Annotated in this window: 13 protein-coding genes; 5 read left to right on the top strand and 8 right to left on the bottom strand. The window is 72.7% G+C overall.

Annotation, left to right across the window (positions count from 1 at the left end; translation table 11 throughout):
* Positions 1-112: 112 nt before the first annotated feature.
* A complete protein-coding gene (locus ACBJ59_RS19090; RefSeq protein ID WP_375111549.1) occupies positions 113-2029 on the top strand; it encodes a primary-amine oxidase in 1917 nt (638 codons plus the stop codon).
* Between the two features lie 45 nt (positions 2030-2074).
* Here ACBJ59_RS19090 and ACBJ59_RS19095 read toward each other — a convergent pair whose 3' ends face one another.
* Entirely contained in the window at positions 2075-3094 is a 1020-nt protein-coding gene (locus tag ACBJ59_RS19095; protein WP_375111550.1) for a LacI family DNA-binding transcriptional regulator, read from the bottom strand.
* Between the two features lie 268 nt (positions 3095-3362).
* Between ACBJ59_RS19095 and ACBJ59_RS19100 the strand changes: the two genes are divergently transcribed.
* From ACBJ59_RS19100 to ACBJ59_RS19110, 3 genes are all read left to right on the top strand, one after another.
* Positions 3363-3995 (top strand): VC0807 family protein, encoded by a 633-nt coding sequence (locus tag ACBJ59_RS19100; RefSeq protein ID WP_375111551.1) that lies wholly within the window; start codon positions 3363-3365, stop codon positions 3993-3995.
* A 92-nt stretch (positions 3996-4087) separates the two neighbouring features.
* Positions 4088-4702, top strand: coding sequence for a hypothetical protein (locus ACBJ59_RS19105; RefSeq protein ID WP_375111552.1), 615 nt, complete (start codon positions 4088-4090; stop codon positions 4700-4702).
* Between the two features lie 185 nt (positions 4703-4887).
* A complete protein-coding gene (locus ACBJ59_RS19110) occupies positions 4888-6930 on the top strand; it encodes an alpha-glucuronidase (RefSeq protein WP_375111553.1) in 2043 nt (680 codons plus the stop codon).
* On the opposite strand, the gene ACBJ59_RS19115 is transcribed toward ACBJ59_RS19110, so the two are convergent.
* From ACBJ59_RS19115 to ACBJ59_RS19145, 7 genes are all read right to left on the bottom strand, one after another.
* Positions 6924-7613: a DUF624 domain-containing protein gene (locus ACBJ59_RS19115; RefSeq protein WP_375111554.1), complete on the bottom strand. Its 690-nt coding sequence runs from the start codon at positions 7611-7613 to the stop codon at positions 6924-6926. The two genes, ACBJ59_RS19110 and ACBJ59_RS19115, sit on opposite strands and share 7 nt — an antisense overlap.
* Before the next feature lie 37 nt (positions 7614-7650).
* Positions 7651-9165, bottom strand: a complete 1515-nt coding sequence (locus ACBJ59_RS19120; protein ID WP_375111555.1) for a hypothetical protein — start codon at positions 9163-9165, stop codon at positions 7651-7653.
* A 66-nt stretch (positions 9166-9231) separates the two neighbouring features.
* Positions 9232-10875, bottom strand: coding sequence for an extracellular solute-binding protein (locus ACBJ59_RS19125; protein ID WP_375111556.1), 1644 nt, complete (start codon positions 10873-10875; stop codon positions 9232-9234).
* 51 nt (positions 10876-10926) lie between these two features.
* Positions 10927-11805 (bottom strand): carbohydrate ABC transporter permease, encoded by an 879-nt coding sequence (locus ACBJ59_RS19130; protein ID WP_364123694.1) that lies wholly within the window; start codon positions 11803-11805, stop codon positions 10927-10929.
* On the bottom strand, positions 11802-12788 hold the full coding sequence (locus ACBJ59_RS19135; RefSeq protein WP_375111557.1) for an ABC transporter permease: 987 nt from the start codon (positions 12786-12788) through the stop codon (positions 11802-11804). The genes ACBJ59_RS19130 and ACBJ59_RS19135 overlap by 4 nt, the downstream gene beginning before the upstream one ends.
* Complete coding sequence (locus ACBJ59_RS19140; protein ID WP_375111558.1) at positions 12785-15148, bottom strand: glycoside hydrolase family 3 N-terminal domain-containing protein; 2364 nt, start codon at positions 15146-15148, stop codon at positions 12785-12787. The genes ACBJ59_RS19135 and ACBJ59_RS19140 overlap by 4 nt, the downstream gene beginning before the upstream one ends.
* Before the next feature lie 329 nt (positions 15149-15477).
* Positions 15478-18840: a BTAD domain-containing putative transcriptional regulator gene (locus tag ACBJ59_RS19145; RefSeq protein WP_375111559.1), complete on the bottom strand. Its 3363-nt coding sequence runs from the start codon at positions 18838-18840 to the stop codon at positions 15478-15480.
* Positions 18841-18922: 82 nt separating this feature from the next.
* On the opposite strand from ACBJ59_RS19145, the gene ACBJ59_RS19150 reads away from it, so the two are divergent.
* Positions 18923-19810 (top strand): alpha/beta fold hydrolase, encoded by an 888-nt coding sequence (locus ACBJ59_RS19150; protein ID WP_375111560.1) that lies wholly within the window; start codon positions 18923-18925, stop codon positions 19808-19810.
* Positions 19811-19856: the final 46 nt, after the last annotated feature.

Raw genomic sequence — 19856 nt, forward strand, 5'->3', positions numbered from 1 at the left:
ACGGCGGCGAAGACAATCGGTTGCCGATCTCGTACGCGGCCGGGCCCTGGAAATCGGGATCCCCGTGGTGTTCGCTGGCGGGCGTACCCCCCCCCCGTCCGAGGGAGAAGCCATGACCGCCACCCCGCACCCGCTCGACCCGCTGACGCCCGCCGAGCTCACCGCCGCCCATGCCGTGCTGACCGCCTCCGGGCTGGTCAAGGAGACCACCCGCGTCGCGTACGCCGGTCTGGAGGAGCCGGCCAAGGACGCGCTGCGCGCCCACACGCCCGGGGACCCGGTCGACCGCCGGGCCCGGGTCCTGCTGCTCGACGTCGGCGGGGCCGCCCCCCGCGACGTGATCGTCTCCATCACCCGGGAGGCGGTCGACTCCGACCGCGCGCTGGACCCGGCGACCGACGGCCAGCCTCCCGTGCTGGACGCGGAGTTCGCGGTGGTCGAGGAGATCCTGTCCACCGACGAGCGGTGGATCGCCGCGCTGAAGAGCCGGGGCCTGGACGTCTCCCGGGTCCGGGTGTGCCCGCTGTCGGCGGGCGTGTACGCGGACGAGTACCCGGGCGAGGCCGGCCGCCGCATCCTGCGCGGGCTCGCCTTCGTGCAGGAGCACGAGAAGGACCACGTCTGGGCGCACCCGGTGGACGGGCTCCTCGCGTACGTGGACGTCCTCAACCGCTCCGTGGACCAGGTCATCGACCACGGCCCGGTCCCGGTGCCGGCCGTGTCGGGCAACTTCGACGACCCCGCCGTCACCGGCCCCCCGCGCACCACGCAGCGGCCCATCGAGATCACCCAGCCGGAGGGCCCCAGCTTCACCCTGGAGGGGAACCTGCTGCGCTGGGAGAACTGGTCGTTGCGCATCGGCTTCGACGCCCGCGAGGGGCTGATCCTGCACCAGATCGCCTTCGACGACAGGGACACGGGCCGCCGCCGCCCGATCGTCGACCGCGCCTCGATCGCCGAGATGGTGGTCCCGTACGCCGACCCGTCCCCGGTGCGCTCCTGGCAGAACTATTTCGACACCGGTGAGTACCTGATCGGCCAGTACGCCAACTCCCTGGAGCGCGGCTGCGACTGCGTGGGCGAGATCACCTACCTCGACGCCGTGGTCGCCGACGCGCACGGCGCCCCGCGCACGCTGCCGAACGCGATCTGCCTGCACGAGGAGGACCACGGCATCCTGTGGAAGCACACGGACCTGTGGGCGCACTCGTCGGAGGTCCGGCGGCAGCGCCGCATGGTGCTGTCCTTCTTCACCACCGTCGGCAACTACGACTACGGCTTCTACTGGTACCTCTACCTCGACGGCGTCATCGAGTTCGAGGTCAAGGCCACCGGTGTGCTGTTCACCGCGGCCTACCCCGACGGCGGGTCCGCGTACGCGGCGCAGGTCGCGCCGGGCCTGGCGGCGCCGTACCACCAGCACCTGTTCTGCGCGCGCCTGGACATGGCGGTGGACGGGCCGGCCAACCGGGTGGAGGAGGTCGACGTCGCCCGCGTCCCCATGGGCGACGGCAACCCGCGCGGGAACGCCTTCACCTACCGCAGGACGCCGCTGACCAGGGAGAGCCAGGCGCAGCGGGTGGCCGACGGAAGCGTCAACCGGGCCTGGCACATCACGAACCCGGGCTCGCGCAACGCGCTCGGCGACCCGGTGGCGTACGCGCTCCACCCCGAGGGCAAGCCGCTGCTGCTGGCCGACCCGGGCTCCTCCATCGCCGCGCGGGCCGCGTTCGCCACCCGGCACCTGTGGGTCACCGCGTACGACCCGGCCGAGCGCTACCCGGCCGGCGACTTCGTCAACCAGCACCCGGGCGGCGCGGGGCTGCCCGCGTTCGCCGCCGCCGACCGCGACCTCGACGGCCGCCCGCTGGTCGTCTGGCACGTCTTCGGGTTCACCCACGCGCCCCGGCCCGAGGAGTGGCCGATCATGCCGGTGGACCACGCGGGTTTCCGGCTCAAGCCGGTCGGCTTCTTCGACCGCAACCCGACGCTGGACGTCCCCGCGCACCACGGGCACGAATGCGGGTGATGGTGGAAGGGTGACGGTCGGAGGGTGACGGTCGGAGGGTGACGGTCAGGGCGCCGCGGGCACGGGCGCTGCGGTCGAGGTGCGGGCCATCAAATCGGGCTGGAAGATGACCTGGCGGTGCTCGTGCCCGGCGGGCTGGTTGGCCTCCTCCAGCAGGAGCGTGGCGGCGGTGTGGCCGAGCTGCTCGCGCGGCTGCCGGATCGACGACAGCGGCACCGCGGCCGCCGCGGCGAAGTCGATGTCGTCGTAGCCGAGGATGGCCAGGTCGGCCGGAACCCGCAGGCCGCGCAGGGTCATCTCCTGCAGCACCCCGATCGCGACCAGGTCGTTGGCGCAGAAGACCGCGGTGGGCCGCTCGGCGGGGGGCAGGTCGGCGATCTCCTTGCCGACGGCGCGGCCGGTGGCGACGGTGAGGTCGGGCAGGCGGATGACGGTCATGGTGTCGTGGGGGCCGAGCACGGCGGCCAGGCCGTCGTGCCGCTCGCGCACCTGGCGGACGGTGAACGGGCCGCCCGCGAAGGCGATGTGGCGGTGTCCCCGCTCGCGTAAGTGCAGGCCGGCCAGCCGCCCGCCGAGCACGTCGTCCACCGCGACGGCGCAGCCGTGGCTGTGGCGGGCCGAGCTGTCGAACCGCACCACCGGGATGCCGCGCGCGATGAGCCGGCTCAGCCGCTCCTCCTCGCCGCTGTCGTTGACCGGCGTGATCAGCACGCCGAGCGGGCGCTGCTCCTCGAACGTCTCCAGCAGCCCCGCCTCGCGGGCGGCGTCCTTGTTGCTGTTGAAGACCATCACGGTCAGCTCCGAGCGCTGGGCGACGGTCTCGACGCCGCGCAGGACGTCGATGAAGAACGGGTTGGCCAGGTCGAGCGCGACCACCCCGATGGTGCGGCTCCGGCCGGCGCGCAGCTGCCGGGCGGAGCCGTTGCGCACGTAGCCGAGCCGCTCGATCGCCTCCCGCACGCGGCGCAGGGTGTCGGGGGCCACCATCTCGGGCCGGTTGAGCACGTTGCTCACGGTGCCGACGGAGACCCCGGCGAGCCGGGCGACCTCTTTGATGCTCGACATCGTTCCTCGTGTCCCGTGAGCGGCGACGACGGGCGGGGTGGGGATCGTTCCAGGTCGTCGTCGGTGTGATCATAGCGCAGGCGGTTCCGGCCGGTCCGGCACGATTCGCTTCCCGCCGGGAGGCGCTCTCCACCCGCTTCCGGCCGGGAGGCGTTCTCCACCCGCGGGTGGAGAACGGGGAAGATCCACCCCGGGTCCGAGGTCCGGCGGGCCCGGCCGCGCCACCTTGGAGGGGTTCGCATGAGTCCTGACCGAGGGAGCGTCGTCGATGTCGCACGGGAAGCGCGCCGGAGCACGGGTGTGGCGGATGGTGGCGAGCGGGGTGCTGAACGGGCTGGTGCCGCTGGCCGCGTACGCGCTGGTCCGCCCGTACGCCGGATCCGACGCCACGGCGCTGGCCATCGCGGCGGGCATCCCCGTGGCCTGCACCGCCGCCGTGTTCGCCGCACGGCGGCGGATCGACCCGATCGGCGTGGTCGCCGTGCTCGGGTACGGCGTGGCCCTGCTGGCGCTGCTGCTCAGCGGCGGGAACCCGCTGGTGCTGAAGCTGCACGAGGCGGTGCTGACCGGGCCGCTGGGCGTGGCCGGGCTGGTCTCCGTGGTCGTGGGCCGGCCGCTGTACCTGGTGGCGCTGCGCCGGGTGGCGCGGCGGAACCCCGCGGCGGCGGCCATGCTGCGCCGGCCCGACATCCGCCGCGTCGCGGCCGTGCTGACCACGATCCTCGGCGGCACGCTGGCGATCCACGCGCTGGTCATGCTCGTCCTGGCGGTGCGGCTGCCCACGGGCACGTATCTCGCGGTCGCCCGGCCGATCGGCTGGGCGCTGCTGGCGGGCGGGGTGGGGATCCTGCTCTGGTATCGCGCCCGCCTTCGTGCCCGCCGGGAGGCCGCCTCGCGGTGACGTGCCGGACGTTTACGGGGTTGACCGTCGTGGGCATCCATGTCTAGATCAAAAAGGTTCGCCCCTTCCTCACCCCCCAGGAGGACCCCCGCATGGGACCGGCAGGAATGCGTACGTCGCAGTCCAGTGAGCGCAGGGGTCAGGCGTTACGGATCTCCACGGTGCTGGCCGGCCTCCTCCACCTGGTTCTCGCCGGCCTGCTGATCGCCATCCCCGGCAGCTCCCCCACCCTCGACGCGCTGCCTGTCCCGGAAGGTGACAAGGAGCGCGCGCGGCGGCCGGTGGCGGCCCTCAGCCCGCGCCCGGCCACCTCGCCGGTCGAGCATCCGGCCCCTCCTCGCCGCGCCACCGTCCCGGGGACCTCGGCCCCGCCGGCCACCCCCGAGCCCACCCCGACCCCCACCCCCGCGCCCCTGCGGGGTACGCGGGACGTGCCGCCCGTCGCCGGCCGCACGTCGCCGCCGCGGGTGGTGTCGAAGGCCGCCCCCAAGACCCCGCCTCCGACCAGGAGACCGACGCCCCGCCCCACCAGGACCACGGCGCCGGAGCCGGGCCCCACCTCCGAGCACACCCCGCCCGGCCAGACGCGCGAGCCGCCGGGGCTCGGGGGCAGGACCGACGGGCCCGTGAACGAGCCCGTGAACGAGCACGCCGACGAGCACGCCGCCCAGCCGCCGGCCACCCCGCCGGGCCAGGCCCGCAAGTAGCGCCCGCCGGGCAGCCCGCCTTCCCGGCCGCCACGGCGAGGCGACCGGTGGATGCGCTGCCGCGGGAGGCGCCCGGACCGGCTCCTCCGACGCTCCTGCCGCGACGTCCTCCCCGCAGCGCGACCCCATAAGGGCTGCTCGGCGGGCACCGGTAGATTCGCTCCGGAGAGATTTAAGGAGCCCCCGTGACCATTCCCCATCTGACCGGCGTCCATCCGGCCTGGCTGCCCCCCGAGGCGTTCCGCGCGATCGGTTCGCGCCGCACTCTCGTGCTCGGCGACGACTCCGCGCTCGCCGCGACCGTGCGGGCCGAGGTGGCGGACGCCTGCGAGCGGTACGGCGGCGGGGTGGCCGCGCCGGGAGAGGCGTGCGACCTCGTGCTCGCGCTGTCGTCGGCCGGCCCGTTGCCGCCCGCCGTGGCGGCGGTCAGGGGGCCGGCGGCCGGTCCTGAGGGCTTCGTGCTGGGCCGCCTGGACGGTGTCACGGTGGTGCTCGCCGACGACCCGGCCGGGCTGCTGTACGGGTGGTTCGAGGTGGTCCGGCTCGGCGAGGCGGCGTTCGGCGCGGAGCGGCCGGCCGAGGCGCACCGGCCGGCGTTGCGGCGGCGCATGCTGGACCACTGGGACAACATCGACGTGCATCCGGTGATGGGCCAGGTCGAGCGCGGTTACTCGGGCGGGTCGATCTTCTGGCACGACGGTGTGCTGCGGGCGGACCTGACCCGGGTGCGGGCCTACGGGCGCCTGCTGGCCGCGACCGGGATCAACGCGGTCGCGGTGAACAACGTCAACGTGCACGCCGCCGAGGCCCGCCTGCTGACCGACCGGCTCGGCGAGGTGGCCGCGATCGCGGCGGAGCTGCGCCCGTACGGCATCCGCGTGCACCTGTCGGTCAACTTCGCCTCCCCCATCGCGCTCGGCGGGCTGGACAGCGCCGACCCGCTGGACGAGGGCGTGCGGGAGTGGTGGGCGCGGACGACCGAGCGGGTGTACGCGACGATCCCCGACTTCGGCGGTTACGTGGTGAAGGCCGACTCGGAGGGGCAGCCGGGCCCGTTCGCGTACGCGCGCAGCCACGCCGACGGCGCCAACATGCTCGCCGACGCCCTGGCGCCGCACGGCGGGGTCGTGCACTGGCGCGCTTTCGTCTACAACCACCGGCAGGACTGGCGCGACCGCTCCACCGACCGGGCCCGCGCGGCCCACGACCACTTCGCCCCGCTCGACGGGCAGTTCAGGGACAACGCGATCCTCCAGGTCAAGTACGGCCCCATGGACTTCCAGGTGCGCGAGCCGGTGTCACCGGTGATCGCGGCGATGCCGGGCACCCGCCTGGCGGTGGAGCTGCAGGTGACGCAGGAGTACACCGGCCAGCAGCGGCACGTGTGCTACCTGGCCCCGATGTGGAGCGAGGTGCTCGGGTTCCGCTTCTGGGGGCCCGAGGGCCGCACGGTGGCGGAGGTGGCCGGCGATGGCGGCCTGGTCGCGGTGTCCAACGTGGGCGACGACCCGTACTGGACCGGGCACCCGCTGGCCCAGGCGAACCTGTACGCGTTCGGCCGGCTCGCCTGGGCGCCGCGGCTCGACCCGGCCGCGATCCTCGACGAGTGGATCGGCCTGACGTTCCCAGAGGTAGGCCCAGAGACGGGCCCAGAGAAGACGGGCAGGGCGGTGCGGAGCACGCTGCACCGGATGATGGACGGCTCCTGGCGGACGTACGAGCGCTACACGGCCCCGCTCGGCGTCGGCTTCATGGTCCGCCCCGGCCACCACTACGGCCCCGACGTGGACGGATACGAGTACACGCCGTGGGGCACCTACCACTTCGCCGACCGCGACGGCGTCGGCGTGGACCGCACCCGCGCCTCGGGCACCGGCTTCACGGGGCAGTACCCGGCGCCGTGGTCGGAGGTCTACGAGTCGCTCGCCGACTGCCCGGACGAGCTGCTGCTGTTCTTCCACCACGTGCCGTACGAGCACGTGCTGCGCAGCGGCACGACCGTCGTCCAGCACATCTACGACACCCACTTCGCGGGGGCCGAGGAGGCGGCCGGGATCCGGCTGCTGTGGGAGAAGCTGGCGGGCGAGGTGGACCCGGCGCTGCACGAGCGGGTGCGGGAGCGGCTCGACGAGCAGGTCCGCTCCGCGGAGGAGTGGCGCGACCAGGTCAACAGCTATTTCCTGCGCAAGTCGGGGGTGCCCGACGCCCGCGGGCGGCGCATCTACTGACGCGTGAACCTCTGCTGGACCTCGGTGATCATCGAGCGGCTGTTCCACAGGAGCGTCGCCACGAGCACCGAGGCCAGCAGGGACAGCACCGCCTCGGAGGCGATCAGCGTGACGCCGCCCGCCACGACGAGCAGGCAGGCGTTGGCCAGGGTGGCGGCGGGGAAGCGGCCGAGCGACCAGGCGGCCAGCCGGGCCACGTCCACCGCCCTGAACGCGAACAGCGACGTGACGACCAGCGCGTTGGCCACCCAGAGCGTCGAGCCGGCCGCGATGACGACCTGCAGCACCGCCCACCAGCCGGGGACGCCGGCGGCGGAGAAGTTGCCCAGGTTGGTCCCGAGCACGGTCAGCAACAGCAGCCAGGGCACCCAGATCTTCATGACCCCGCCGAAGTTGGCCCGGTAACCGCGCCAGAACGCCGCCGCCGGGCGCAGCTCCGTCAGCTCGCGGCGGCGGTGGCGCAGCGCGTAGAGGGCGGCGGAGATCGCCGGGCCGGCCGGGAGCAGGCACGCGGCCATCAGGGGGACGTTGCTGGCGTGCCGGTCGAGCAGGACGAGCCCCACCAGGCCGGGCACGGCCGTGAGCAGGACCAGCAGCTCGACGGTCAGCAGGGTGTAGATCAGCGCGGAGGCCCGTGAGAGCGGCCCCGTGCCGAACTGCCGTGCCGCTCCGACGTCGCTCATCCCGCGTCCTCCTCCGGGCCGGGCAGCCGCCCGCCGCTCATCGCGCGCCCTCTCCCAGGCCGAGTATCCGGCTGTCGTCCCACCACGGCGGGGTCTCGTCCGCCACCGGCGTCAGCTCGACCAGCGTCACCTCGTGGCGGTCGAGCGACAGGTCGAGATCGAGCGACCCGCCGGCGACGGGCAGGTTCCGGTGGCGGCGGACCGGTTCCGCCGCTTCCCGGAGGATATCGAGCTGTCTGGGGTGTGGTGACCGGGGACGTCCCATCTCGCACCAGGCTGCCCAGGCGTTGCCCATCTCCTCGCTCACCGACGAGCGCAGCATGAAGGCCGAGTCCGCCGCCATCGGGATCGACAGGCGCACGGTGTGACCGGCGACGGCGGGCCCGCCGGTGACGTCCACCGGCGCCCAGGCCAGCACGGTGACCCGGCCGGTGTCGTTCCGGGTGACCAGGTGGTCCTCGCCCCTGGTCAGGAGCTGGTCGCCCATGCGGGCCATGAAGGCGTACAGGTGGTAGGTGGGCTTCTTGATCTGGCGGTGGGTGAGCAGGCCGAAGCCGCCGTGGAAGATCGAGGTCGGGATCCCGACCTCCTCGAACATGTCGCTGAAGGTCCAGTACGAGAAGGAGTCCACCAGCTCGCCCCCGGCGGCCAGGACGGGCGCGAGGTAGGCGGCGTTGAAGGCCGTGTCGTGGACGGGGTTGTCGGGGCGGTAGGAGGAGTTGAACTCCGTGATGTGCACGGGCAGGTCCGCCAGCGGGCCGCCGCGGAGCTGGCGGCGCGGGGTGGCGAACTGCTCCAGCAGCTCGGCGGCGGGCCTCATGGTCTGGTGCACGCCGAACGGCACGTGCTGGGCCGGGCCCGAGGTGTAGGCGTGCCGGCTGACGAAGTCGACCGGCACGTCGCGGGCGGTGACGAAGTCGGCGAAGCGCGGCATCCACTCGTCGGAGCCAGGCGAGATGGACGGGCCGCCGACCTGCAGCGACGCGTCCACGTCCTTGATCGTGCGGGCGGTGACCTCGTACAGGCGGTGGTAGGCGGCCTCGTCGGCGCCCTGCCAGAACTCCTTGAGGTTGGGCTCGTTCCAGACCTCGATCGGCCAGCGGCGCACCTGGTCGAGGCCGTACCGGTCGATGAGGTGGGTCACGGTGGCCCGGACCAGCTCGGCCCACTCCTGCCACGAGCTCGGCGGGGTGACGTTGCCGCGCCACCAGAACACGGTCTGCTCGCCGGAGGCCAGCCCCGAGGGCATGAAGCCCAGCTCTACGAAGGGCTGGATGCCGAGCTCCAGGTAGGCGTCGACCACCTGGTCCACGTACGTGAAAGAGTGCCGGACGTGGCGGGCGCCCCCGTACTCGTAGGGCCGGTGGACGCCCACGCCGTCGCTCAGCAGGCCGTGGCCGCGGATGTGCCGGAAGCCGATGTCCCGCTGGACCAGCGCCAGCGAGTCCTGGTAGTCGCGCCGCAGCGCGAGCTCGAAGCGTCCCGTGCCGACGCAGAAGCGCCAGGCGTCGGACAGCCGCCCGGAGGGCTCGCCGGGTACGAGGTTGCGCATGGATCGATCCTTGAAAGAGACGGCCGGGCCGCCCCGGCAGGAGGGGACGGCCCGGCCTGCGGGAAATCAGCTGCCGTGTGCCTTCTTGAACCGCTCGTAGGCGGTGTTGATCAGGTTGACGTACTGGGTCGAGCTCTTGGCCTCGAGCTCCTTGACGTAGGCGTCCCACTCGCCGAGGTCGCGCTCGCCGAGGATGAACTTGAGCGTGTTCTGGGTGACGTGGTCCTTCAGCGGCGTCTCCCACATGGAGGCCTGCTCGCGCTCCTCCTCGCTGAGCGGGGCGGCTGGCTCGACCGGCCACTGCTTCCTGGTGTTCATCACGTTCTGGAACTCCATCTCCTCGTCCGAGAACGTGGACTGGAGCAGTTTGGTGGGGCCGCCGTAGGCGAACACGCCGTTGCCGAAGCCGAAGTCCTTCTGCAGGTGCTTGGGGGCGCCGGGGTTGAGGCCGACGTAGTCGACGTCATCGGCCAGCTTGTACTTGCCGGAGGAGTCCTTGGTGAACGTGGTGCCCTCGACGCCCCACTTGGCGAACTCCATGCCGGCCTCGGAGTACCAGAGCCAGTCGATGAACTGCATCATGGCGACGAAGTTCTTGTTCTCCGTGGCCTTCTTGGAGATCATGATGCCGTTCTCCAGGCGGGTGGCGAACTTGAACTCGCCCGCCGGGCCGAGCGGCACCGGGATCTTGACGATCTTGGCGTCCTTGTCGTTCTCGGTCAGCGCCGCCCGGTAGTCGTTGATCAGGACCTGCGCGTTGGTGCTGATCACGAAGGACTTGCCCGAGATGAACTTCTGCTTGGCGGCCTCGTCCTGCTGGGTGAAGCTCTCGGGGTCGAGCAGCTTCTCCTTCACCAGCTTGTTGAGGTACTCGATCGCCTGCTTGTATCCCGGCATGGCGCCTGTGTAGACGAACTTGCCCTGGGCGGCGTCGAACATCGCGTGCTGGTACTCCCAGCCGCCCTTGCTGCCGAACGCCTGGGCGATGAGCTTGATCAGGTTGCCGCCCGGCGTGGGCACGCCCCACCGGTCGGTCATCGGGTAGAGGTCCGGGTACTCGGCCTTCATCGCCTTGAGCATGTTGTAGAAGTCGTCCAGCGTCTTGGGGACTTCCAGCTTGAGCTTCTCCAGGATGTCGGTCCGCACCGCGAAGGAGTAGTCGGCCCAGGCGGCCTCGTGCAGGCCGGGCAGCAGGTAGATCTTGCCGTCGGTCTGCATGATCGAGTTAAGCTCGGGCTGGAGCTGCCACTTGGCGACCTTCTCCTGGAAGTTGGGCATCAGGTGGAAGTAGTCGCTGACCGGCAGGATGGCCCCGGAGGAGACGAACGCCTCCTCCTGCGGGTGGTAGGTCTTCGGAATGATCAGCGGGGCGTCGCCGGACGCGATGAGCAGGCTGCGCTTCTTCTCGTAGTCGCTGAGCGGCACCTCGATCGGCTTGATCGTGACGTTGGTCCGCTTGGTCAGCTCCTGCCAGAACAGCCAGTCGGCCTTGTTCGGGTAGAACGAGTGGTTGTTGTAGAGCACGTCGAACGACAGCGGCTCGGTGGCCTTGAACTGCTGGCCGACGCCGTAGCCCGCCATCGAGCCCGCCTTGTTGGCCGCGTCCGTGGCCTTCGCCGGGGTCTCGCTCTCGCTGCCGCAGGCGGTCAGGGCGAGGGAGGCGAAGGCACCGAGACCGATGATCGCCTGACGCCGCGAGATTTCGCGCATGGGGGGAATCCTTTCCCGTGATTCTGCTGGGGTTTGTGAGGCGCCGGGAGGTCAGCCCTTGACCGCGCCGAGCATGACGCCGGAGACGAAGTACCGCTGGACGAACGGGTAGATGACCAGGATCGGCAGGACGGTGAGGACGATCGTCACCGCCTGGATGTTGGCCCCCACCTGCGTCACTTCCGCGGCCGCCGCGCCGAAGGAGTCGGCACCGGTGGCTCCGGCGATGAGGTTGCGCAAATAGACCGTCACCGGGAACATGTCCGACTCGTTCATGTACAGGAACGCCGCGAACCAGGAGTTCCAGAACGAGACCGCGTAGAAGAGGATCATCGTGGCGATGACCGCCTTCGACAGCGGCAGCACGATCCGCCACAGGATGCCGTAGGTGTTCAGGCCGTCGATGGCGGCGGCCTCCTCCAGGTCCTGCGGCAGGCTCTCGAAGAAGGCCTTCATGACCAGGAGGTTGAACACGCTGATGGCGTTGGGCAGGACGATGGCCCAGATCGAGTTCTTCAGGCCCAGGCCGCTGATCAGCACGTAGTTCGGGATCAGGCCGCCGGAGAAGAACATGGTGAAGACCGCGACGCCGACGAGGAACTTGCGGCCCTTGAGCTGCTTCTTGGACAGCACGTACGCGTAACACGTCGTCATCACCATCGCGATGAGCGTCGCGACGACGGTGTACACCACCGTGTTGCGGTAGTTCGTCCAGAACATCGGGTCCGACGCCACGATCTTGTACGTCGTCAGGTTGAACCCCTTGGGAAGGAGGTTCACCTCGCCCGCGCTGATGGCGGTCTGGGAGCTGAACGAGCGGGCCAGGATGTTGACGAACGGATAGAGCGTCACCACCACGACGAGGGTCAGGGCGACCCCGTTGAACCACTGGAAGACGCGGTAGCCGCGGGTCATCTCGTGCGTTGTCACCACAGGCTCGTCCCAACTGTGCGGCGGGAGATCACATTGGCCGAGAGGATCAGGACCAGGCCGACCAGCGCCTCGAACAGGCCGATGGCCGCGGCGTAGCTGAAGTTGCTGGCCTCCAGGCCCATCCGGTACAGGTACGTGGAGATCACGTCGGCGGTCGGGTACGTCAGCGGGTTGTACAGCAGGAAGACCTTCTCGAAGCCCACCGCCATGAACGTGCCGATGTTGAGGATCAGCAGCGTGACCGCCGTCGGCCGGATGCCCGGCAGCGTCACGTGCCAGATCTGCCGCCACCGGCTCGCGCCGTCCATCCGGGCGGCCTCGTAGAGCTGGTCGTCGATGGTGGTCAGCGCGGCGAGGTAGAGGATGGTGCCCCAGCCGACCGTCTGCCAGATCTCCGAGCTGACGTAGATCGTCCGGAACCAGCCCGGGTCCTGCATGAACGAGATCTTCTCGCTGCCGACGAAGGCCAGTAACGAGTTGATCGGCCCGTCGATCGACGTCATCTGCATGACGAGACCGGCCACGATCACCATCGACAGGAAGTGCGGCAGGTACGACACCGACTGCAGGAACCGCTTCAGCGTGCGCCGCCGGACCTCGTTGAGCAGCAGGGCCAGCACGATCGGCAGCGGGAAGCAGAAGATCAGGGTCAGCGCGCCCAGGACCAGGGTGTTGGTGAACACGTTCCAGAACGTCGGGTCGTTCAGGAACATCTTCACGTAGCGCAGGCCCACCCACTCCTCGCCGAAGATGCTGCCGCCCGGCTCGAACTTCCGGAAGGCGATGATGTTGCCCAGCATGGGGGCGTACCGGAAGATCAGGAAGAACAGCAGCGGCAGGATCGCCAGCGTGTAGAGCTGCCAGTCGCGGCGCAGCGCGCTGCGCCAGGAGCCGGCGCTCTGCCGCCGGCGGCGCCCGGGCGCGGGTGGCGCCTCCTGCTCCGCCGGCCTGCTGACCTCCAGCGTCTCGGGTGTGCTCATCCTCGGCCCTCCGGTGGGTTGCGGTCGATGTGCGCCGGCGCCTGGAGGTGCCGCCGGTGGCCGACCTCGCGCTCCGGACCGGTCAGGCGCAGCGGCAGCGTCGCCGCGGCCGCCGCGCAGGAGCGGCCGAGCCGCAGCTCCACCTCGCCCGGCTCGACGATGCGGCGCCCGTGGACCCCGGTGAACGACGTGACGTCGGCCGGGACCGTGAAGGTCACCCGGGCCGCCTCTCCCGCCTCCAGCGGCACGCGGGCGTAACCGATCAGGCGGACCTCCGGCCTGGTCGTCTGCGCGACCGGGTCGTGCAGGTAGAGCTGGACGACCTCCGCGCCGGAGCGCGACCCGGTGTTGCGGACCGTGACCTCGACGGCCACCTCGCCGTCCACCGCCCACTCCGCGACGTCGCCCCGGACCCGGGCCTGGCTCCACTCGAACGTGGTGTAGCTCAGGCCGTGCCCGAACGGGTACGCGGGCGTCGGGTCCACCGACGACACGTCGGAGCGGCGGCCGAGCGGCGGCGCCAGGTACGTCGCCGGCAGGCCGCCCGCGTCGCGCGGCACGCTGACGGGCAGCCGGCCCGACGGGTTCACCGCGCCGGTCAGCACCTCCGCCAGCGCCTGGCCGCCGCGCTGGCCGGGGAAGAAGCCGAACAGGACGGCCTTGGCCGCGTCGACCTCGGACGCCAGCGCGTACGGGCGGCCGGCCAGCAGCACCAGCACCACCGGGGTGCCGGTCGCGAGCACCGCCCGGACCAGCTCGGCCTGCACGCCCGGCAGGCGCAGGTCGGTGGCGTCGCAGCCCTCGCCGGAGGTGCCGCGCCCGAACAGCCCGGCCCGGTCGCCGACGGCGAGCACGCACACGTCGCTCCGCCCGGCGAGCGCGACCGCCTCGGCGAAGCCGGAGGTGTCGTCGCCGGTGACGGCGCAGCCCGGGGCGTAGGCGAGGCCGGGGACCAGCCGGCCGAGCGACTCGCGCAGCGTCGGCAGGTCCAGCCCGAGGCCCTGCTCGGGGTGCGGGCCCACGTGGTTGGGGAAGGCGTAGCAACCGAGCATCGCCATCGGGTCGTCGGCGACGGGACCGATGAGCGCCACCTTCCCCGCGGGGTTCAGCGGCAGGACGGCGTCGTCGTTGCGCAGCAGCACGATGGCCTCGCGGGCCAGCCGCAGGGCGAGCTCCCGGCTCTCCTCGTCGTCGAGCCGCACCTCCTCGGCCGGCCCGGGCAGCGGCTGCCAGCCCTCGTCGAGCAGGCCCTGCTCGGCCTTCTGCGTCAGCACGCGGCGCAGGGCCCGGTCGACCAGCGCCTCGTCCACCGTCCCGGCCTTGAGCGCCTCGATGAGCGGGGCGCCGAACGTGTCCACCGTGGGCAGCTCGACGTCGATCCCGGCCTTGAGCGCGAGCCCGGCCGCTTCCCCGGCGTCCGCGGCGACGCGGTGCAGCCGCTCCAGGAACCGGACCGCGAAGTAGTCGGCGACGAGGGTGCCCTCGAAGCCCCACTCGTCGCGCAGCAGCCCGGTGAGCAGGCTCTCGTCGGCCGCCACGGGGACGCCGTCGATCTCGGCGTACGAGTGCATGACCGACCGGGCGCCGCCCAGGCGCAGGGCCATCTCGAACGGCGGCAGCACGACGTCCGCCAGCTCCCTGGGCCCCATCGGGACGGGGGCGAGGTTGCGGCCGCCGCGGGAGGCGGAGTAGCCGGCGAAGTGCTTGAGGGTGGCGACGATCCCGGCGGCCTCCAGGCCGCGCACGTAGGCGGCGCCGAGCGTGCCGACGAGGTACGGGTCCTCGCCGATCGTCTCCTCGGTACGCCCCCAGCGGTAGTCCCTGGTCACGTCCACCACCGGGGCCAGGCCCTGGTGGATGCCCGCGGCGCGCATGGACCGGCCGATCCGGCCGGCCACCTCCTCGATCAGCCCGGGGTCGAAGGAGGCGCCCCAGCTCAGCGGCGCCGGGTACACGGTCGCCCGCCAGGCGGCGAAGCCCGTCAGGCACTCCTCGTGCACCTGGGCCGGGATCCCGAACCGGCTGGCCCGGACGATCTCGGCCTGGGAGGCCGCCAGCGAGCGGGCGCCGGCGACGGGATCGACCGGAGCCGTCCCGAAGGGCCGCGTGAGCTGGCCCAGCCCCTGCCGGACGGCGTCCTCCCACTCGGGCCCGTCACCCATGTCGGTCTGGTGTGGGGCGACGCCTCCCCCCGATGCGTCGGCGCCGACCCACACCCCCACGAGCTGGGCGACCTTCTCCTCAAGGGTCATGAGCGGGACGAGCGCGTCGGCCCGCTCGGCGGGCGACAGCCGCGTGTCCCGCCATAGCTCGCTCTCGCCGGACGCCGAGCTTGTGTCGATTGGTACCTGGCCCCTCATGCCATCCCTTCGGGCTATGACGGCGCCGGCCCGCGGCGAGAGCGGGGGGTGTAACGCGGGGGTGACGCCGAAACTTTCAAGCAGTTCTCTTTAATATTGCGGCAACATAAGGGGACCGCTGTGGCGTGTCAAGAGTGCTGCCAACTGCTATGTTGCAGGTCCCACCGCCGGCCGAGCCGCTCCAGGTCCGGAGCTTGCCGGGGTGGAATGGGCGACAAGTTGCCCGAAAGTTTCGGAAAACTCGGAGTGGGACTCGCGATGACAGACACCGCTGCCGGCGGCCCGCGTGGGGCCGTCTTGACGTCCCGCGTTGACAAGCAGGTTACCGGTCACCGGACACCGGCTCTCATGGCCTCCGCATTTCGGAAATGTCCGGCAGCGCGGCTGCGCCATCCGAGCGCGGCGGCGAGCCGGCCGAGATACAGCGCCACCGGGCCGAGGCTGACCAGCCCGCTACCGGCGCCGGCGAGCTCCCCCTCGGCGGGCAGCAGCCGGTCGTAGAGGCGCTCCATCGTCGGCCGGTCGGCCGCCTCGATCGCGGCGAGCGCGTGCAGGCAGGTCCTGGCCTCGAAGAGCAGGTCACGCGGGGAGTCGGGGACGGTGCGGGCGGCGGCCAGCGCCTCCTCGCGACGGCCCCGGGCGAGCAGGACCAGGGGACGGGCCCACCTCTCGTACGGCCCCCAGTCCGCCTCCGCCGGCACGGCCCCCGCGTCTCCCCCGTCGAGACAGAGCAGGGCGAGCGGCAGCATGCCCTCCTCCACCCCCGCCATGCCGGTGCCGCTGAGCCGGGCGGCGGCCGCACGGTACGCGGCGCGCGCCGCGCCCTCCGGGCCGCCCGTCACGGCCAGCCGGAGCGCGGCGTACCAGGTGGTGAACACCCCCACCAGCGGGAGGTCGTACCGTGCGGCGAGCCGGTCGGCCGCGGCGGCGTGCCGGTCGGCGGCCTCCAGGTCGGCGAGCGCGGCCCGGGCCTGGAGCAGGATCAGGTGCCCGAGCACCTCGAACGTCACCAGGCTGTCGTGGGCGGCCAGGCCGAGCAGTTCCTCGCCGATCGCGGCCCGCTCCGGCGCCAGCCCGGCGCGGTGGAAGGTCTGCATGTAGCGGCCGTTGAGCGCGTACGCCAGCAGGGTGCGGTCGCCCAGGCGGCGGGCGATCGCCTCGGCCTCGCGCGCGGCCTGGTCACCCCGCCGTCCGGCGTCGGCGCGCCGCTCCATCGCGATGGTGATGAGCAGGCGGGCGCGCTCGCTCTCGTGGCCGGGGGGCAGGGCGGCCAGCGTACGCTCGGCGGCGGCGACGAGGCCGGCCGACAGGGCCGGGTCGTCGTTGGAGGTCCAGATGGCGGGCACGTCGAAGGAGCCGATCACGGCGGCGGTCAGCACCGGATCACCGAGCGCCTCGGCCGCCCCGACCGCCTCCGCGCGGTACCGCCGCGACTCGTCCAGCTCCCCGGTCACCGCCAGCGCCCTGACCAGCCCCATGACCGCCTCCAGCCGCCCCGGCCCACCCCCGGCCCACCCCGAGCCGCCATCCACGCCGCCGCCCGGGAGGGGGCCGTCGTCCGCGCGGTCCAGGGCGGTGAGCGTCTCGCGCCACAGCCGGACCGCCTCGTGCGGGGCGAACCTCCGCTCCGCCCGCTCGGCCGCGGCACGCGTGTAGTGGGCGGTGCGGGCGGCGCCCGCCCGTCCCTCCGCGCGCAGGCAGTGGTGGGCGATGGTCTCCACGTCGCCGGGCCGGGCGCGTTCGAGGATCCCGGCGACGCGTGCGTGCCAGCGGGCGCGGCGGGCACGCGGGATGTCGTCGTACAGCGTCTCGTGCACCAGCGCGTGGGCGAACCGCAGCCGGTCGGCATCCTGCTCCACCAGGAAGCCGGCGATCAGCGCGGACTCGACGGACTCCAGCACCCGCTCCTCGCCCCCGTTCGAATCCCCGGACAGGGAGATCAGCACGTCGAGATCGACCTCCTGCCCGAGGACCGCGGCCTGGCGGAGGTGCGTACGGGCGGCGTCGGTGAGCGCGGCCAGGCGGTGCCGGATGACGTCGCGAACCCCGGCCGGGACGGTGTGCAGCGCCGCGTCGCCCTCGCTCTCCCACACGCGGGTGAGCTCCCGGACGAAGAACGGGTTGCCCGCGCTGCGCGCGTGGATCGTGCGCGCGCCGGCGTCGGGCATCCCGCGGCCGGTGATGGCCCGGACCAGCTCGCCCACCTGCGCTTCGGTCAGGCCGCCCAGGTAGATCCGCGCCGGTTCGGCCCGTGCGGCCCGGCCCAGCGCTTCCCCCAGCCCGGCGGAGATCTCGGTCGAGCGGTAGGTCGCGACGATGAGCACGGGTGCGGCGCCGAGGCCGGTGGCCAGCGTGGTGAGCAGGGCCAGGGTCTCCTCGTCCGCCCAGTGCAGGTCGTCGAGGACGAGGAGGATCGGACCCTGCCCGGCCGCGGTGGCGGCCAGGTAGGAGGCGATCGCGCGATGCCTCCTGAAGCGGGCGGCCAGGCGATCGTCCCCCGGGCCGGCTGTCGCGTCGGTGCGCGCGGGCCCGTCCGCCGGTGCGGGTGGGGTGGCGCCGGCGGAGGGGGTGAGGTGTTCACGCATCTGGGTCCAGGGCCAGGCCGGCGGCGCGCCGCCGAGCTCGGGGCTGGCGCCCCAGGCCGTGCTCCAGCCCTTGGCCTCCAGGCGCCGCGCCAGCGCCCCGGCCAGCGCGGTCTTGCCCGCGCCCGCCGCGCCGGACAGCAGCGCGAGCCGCGCCCGCCCCGCCGCCGTGACCTCCGCCGCGACGCCCTCCAACTCGGCCAGCTCCGCGACCCGCCCGACGAACGGATGCCCGGCCCACCCCAGCCCACCCTCAGCAGCGTCCGGCCCGCCGGACTCGCCCCCGCGCACGCCCGGCCCGGAATCGCCGCCGCGCCCCGTGCCCGGCTCCTCGGTCCCCTCACCAGGACGCTCGAACAGGTGGGGCGCGTGGGTGAGGATGTCGGACTCGAGCCGCCGCAACCCCTCCCCCGGATCCACCCCGAGCTCGGCCTGCAGCGTCTGCCTGGCCCGCCGCAACGTCGCCAGCGCATCCCCCTGACGCCCCGTCCGGTACAGCGCCAGGGCCAGCAGCCGCCACCCGTCCTCCCGCAACGGATGCCCGGAGACGTGCGCCTCCAGGTCCGGTACGGACTCGGCGGCCAGCCCCGAGGCCAAGGCCGCCTCGGCGCGGCGTTCCACGGCCAGCAGCCGCAGCTCGTCCAGCCGGGCGGCCTCCCCCCTGGCCCAGTCCTGCTCGGCGAACTCCGCGTACGCCGGCCCCCGCCACCACCCCAGCGCCTCGTCGAGCACCGCGCGGGCCTCGTCGGCGGCACCGCCGGCCAGCAGGCGCGCCGAGGCGGCGACGGCGGACTCGAACCGCGCGGCGTCCACCGCCTCGGCGCGCAGCGCGTAACCCGGGGGCGAGGTGACGAGAAGCCGGGAGGGTGTGCGGGGCGGGCGCGACGGCTCGAGCGCCTTCCTGAGCGCCCCGACGAACGTCTGTACGGCCCCCAGCGCCCCCTCAGGCGGATCCTCCCAGAGGTCGCCGATCAGCCACGACACCGGCACGACCCGCCCCTTGGCCACCAGGAGCCGCGCCAGGACGGCCCGGTGCCGAGGCCCCTTGAGGTGGACCGGGCCGCGCTCGTTCTCGGCCGTCAGGGGGCCCAGCACACCAAATGTCACCATCGCCGTCCAACCTATCCGCCCAGGTGAGCAGGGCTGACCCGGCGCTGATCGGGTGCTGATCGGCGGGCGGCAGGCTGGCCGCATGGACAAGGACACGACACCTCGGATCAGCGGATTCAGCCGCCGCCGCGTCACCGTCGCCGACGGCGTGGCGCTCAACGTCGCCGTCGGCGGCACCGGCAGCCCCGTCGTGCTGCTGCACGGCTTCCCCCAGACCCACCTGATGTGGCGGCACGTCGCCGCCGACCTGGCCGCCGACCACACCGTGATCTGCCCCGACCTGCGCGGGTACGGCGACAGCGACAAGCCCGCCGACGACGGGCACGCCTACTCCAAGCGCACGATGGCCCGGGACGTCGTCGCCCTGGCCCGCGCCCTGGGGCACGACCGGTTCGCGCTGGCCGGGCACGACCGGGGCGCGCTGGTCGCCGTCCGCGCGGGGCTCGACCACCCGGACGTCGTCACCCACCTGGCCGCGCTGGACGTCCTGCCGACCCTCGACTCCTGGGAGGTCATGCACGGCCGGTCGGCCGCCGTCGGCTTCCACCTGTACCTGATGGCGCAGCCGCCGGGCCTGCCCGAGGCCATGATCGGCGCGTCGGCGGACGCGTTCTTCGGCCATTTCCTCGACCTCTGGACCTCCGACCCGAACGCCATCCCCCCGGACGTGCGCGCGGCGTACCTGAAGGCGTCCCGCGAGGCCGTCCCCTCGATCGTGGCCGACTACCGGGCCACCGCCACGGTCGACGTCGAGCACGACGAGGCCGACCGGGCGGCCGGCGCCAAGTTGCGGATGCCCGTCACGGTGCTGCAGCAGGACTGGGGCGCGGCGCTCGGGTTCGACGCCGCCGGCCGGTGGCGGGCCTGGGCCGGGAACCTGGACCACCGTACGGTCACCTGCGGCCACTTCATGGCCGAGGAGGCCCCGGCCGAGGTGGTCAAGGCGCTGCGCGACCTGCTCAAGAGGTGAACTGACCTCTTGATCTAAGCGGTAGACCGTCTACCATCTTCGGTAT

The organism is Nonomuraea sp. MTCD27 (assembly GCF_041950495.1).
Classification (GTDB): domain Bacteria; phylum Actinomycetota; class Actinomycetes; order Streptosporangiales; family Streptosporangiaceae; genus Nonomuraea.

Bases quoted from the DNA above. Each gene is read 5' to 3' on its own strand.
- ACBJ59_RS19090 (WP_375111549.1), top strand. From the start codon at position 113: ATGACCGCCACCCCGCACCCGCTCGACCCGCTGACGCCCGCCGAGCTC.
- ACBJ59_RS19095 (WP_375111550.1), bottom strand. From the start codon at position 3,094: ATGTCGAGCATCAAAGAGGTCGCCCGGCTCGCCGGGGTCTCCGTCGGC.
- ACBJ59_RS19100 (WP_375111551.1), top strand. From the start codon at position 3,363: ATGTCGCACGGGAAGCGCGCCGGAGCACGGGTGTGGCGGATGGTGGCG.
- ACBJ59_RS19105 (WP_375111552.1), top strand. From the start codon at position 4,088: ATGGGACCGGCAGGAATGCGTACGTCGCAGTCCAGTGAGCGCAGGGGT.
- ACBJ59_RS19115 (WP_375111554.1), bottom strand. From the start codon at position 7,613: ATGAGCGACGTCGGAGCGGCACGGCAGTTCGGCACGGGGCCGCTCTCA.
- ACBJ59_RS19120 (WP_375111555.1), bottom strand. From the start codon at position 9,165: ATGCGCAACCTCGTACCCGGCGAGCCCTCCGGGCGGCTGTCCGACGCC.
- ACBJ59_RS19125 (WP_375111556.1), bottom strand. From the start codon at position 10,875: ATGCGCGAAATCTCGCGGCGTCAGGCGATCATCGGTCTCGGTGCCTTC.
- ACBJ59_RS19135 (WP_375111557.1), bottom strand. From the start codon at position 12,788: ATGAGCACACCCGAGACGCTGGAGGTCAGCAGGCCGGCGGAGCAGGAG.
- ACBJ59_RS19140 (WP_375111558.1), bottom strand. From the start codon at position 15,148: ATGAGGGGCCAGGTACCAATCGACACAAGCTCGGCGTCCGGCGAGAGC.
- ACBJ59_RS19145 (WP_375111559.1), bottom strand. From the start codon at position 18,840: ATGGTGACATTTGGTGTGCTGGGCCCCCTGACGGCCGAGAACGAGCGC.
- ACBJ59_RS19150 (WP_375111560.1), top strand. From the start codon at position 18,923: ATGGACAAGGACACGACACCTCGGATCAGCGGATTCAGCCGCCGCCGC.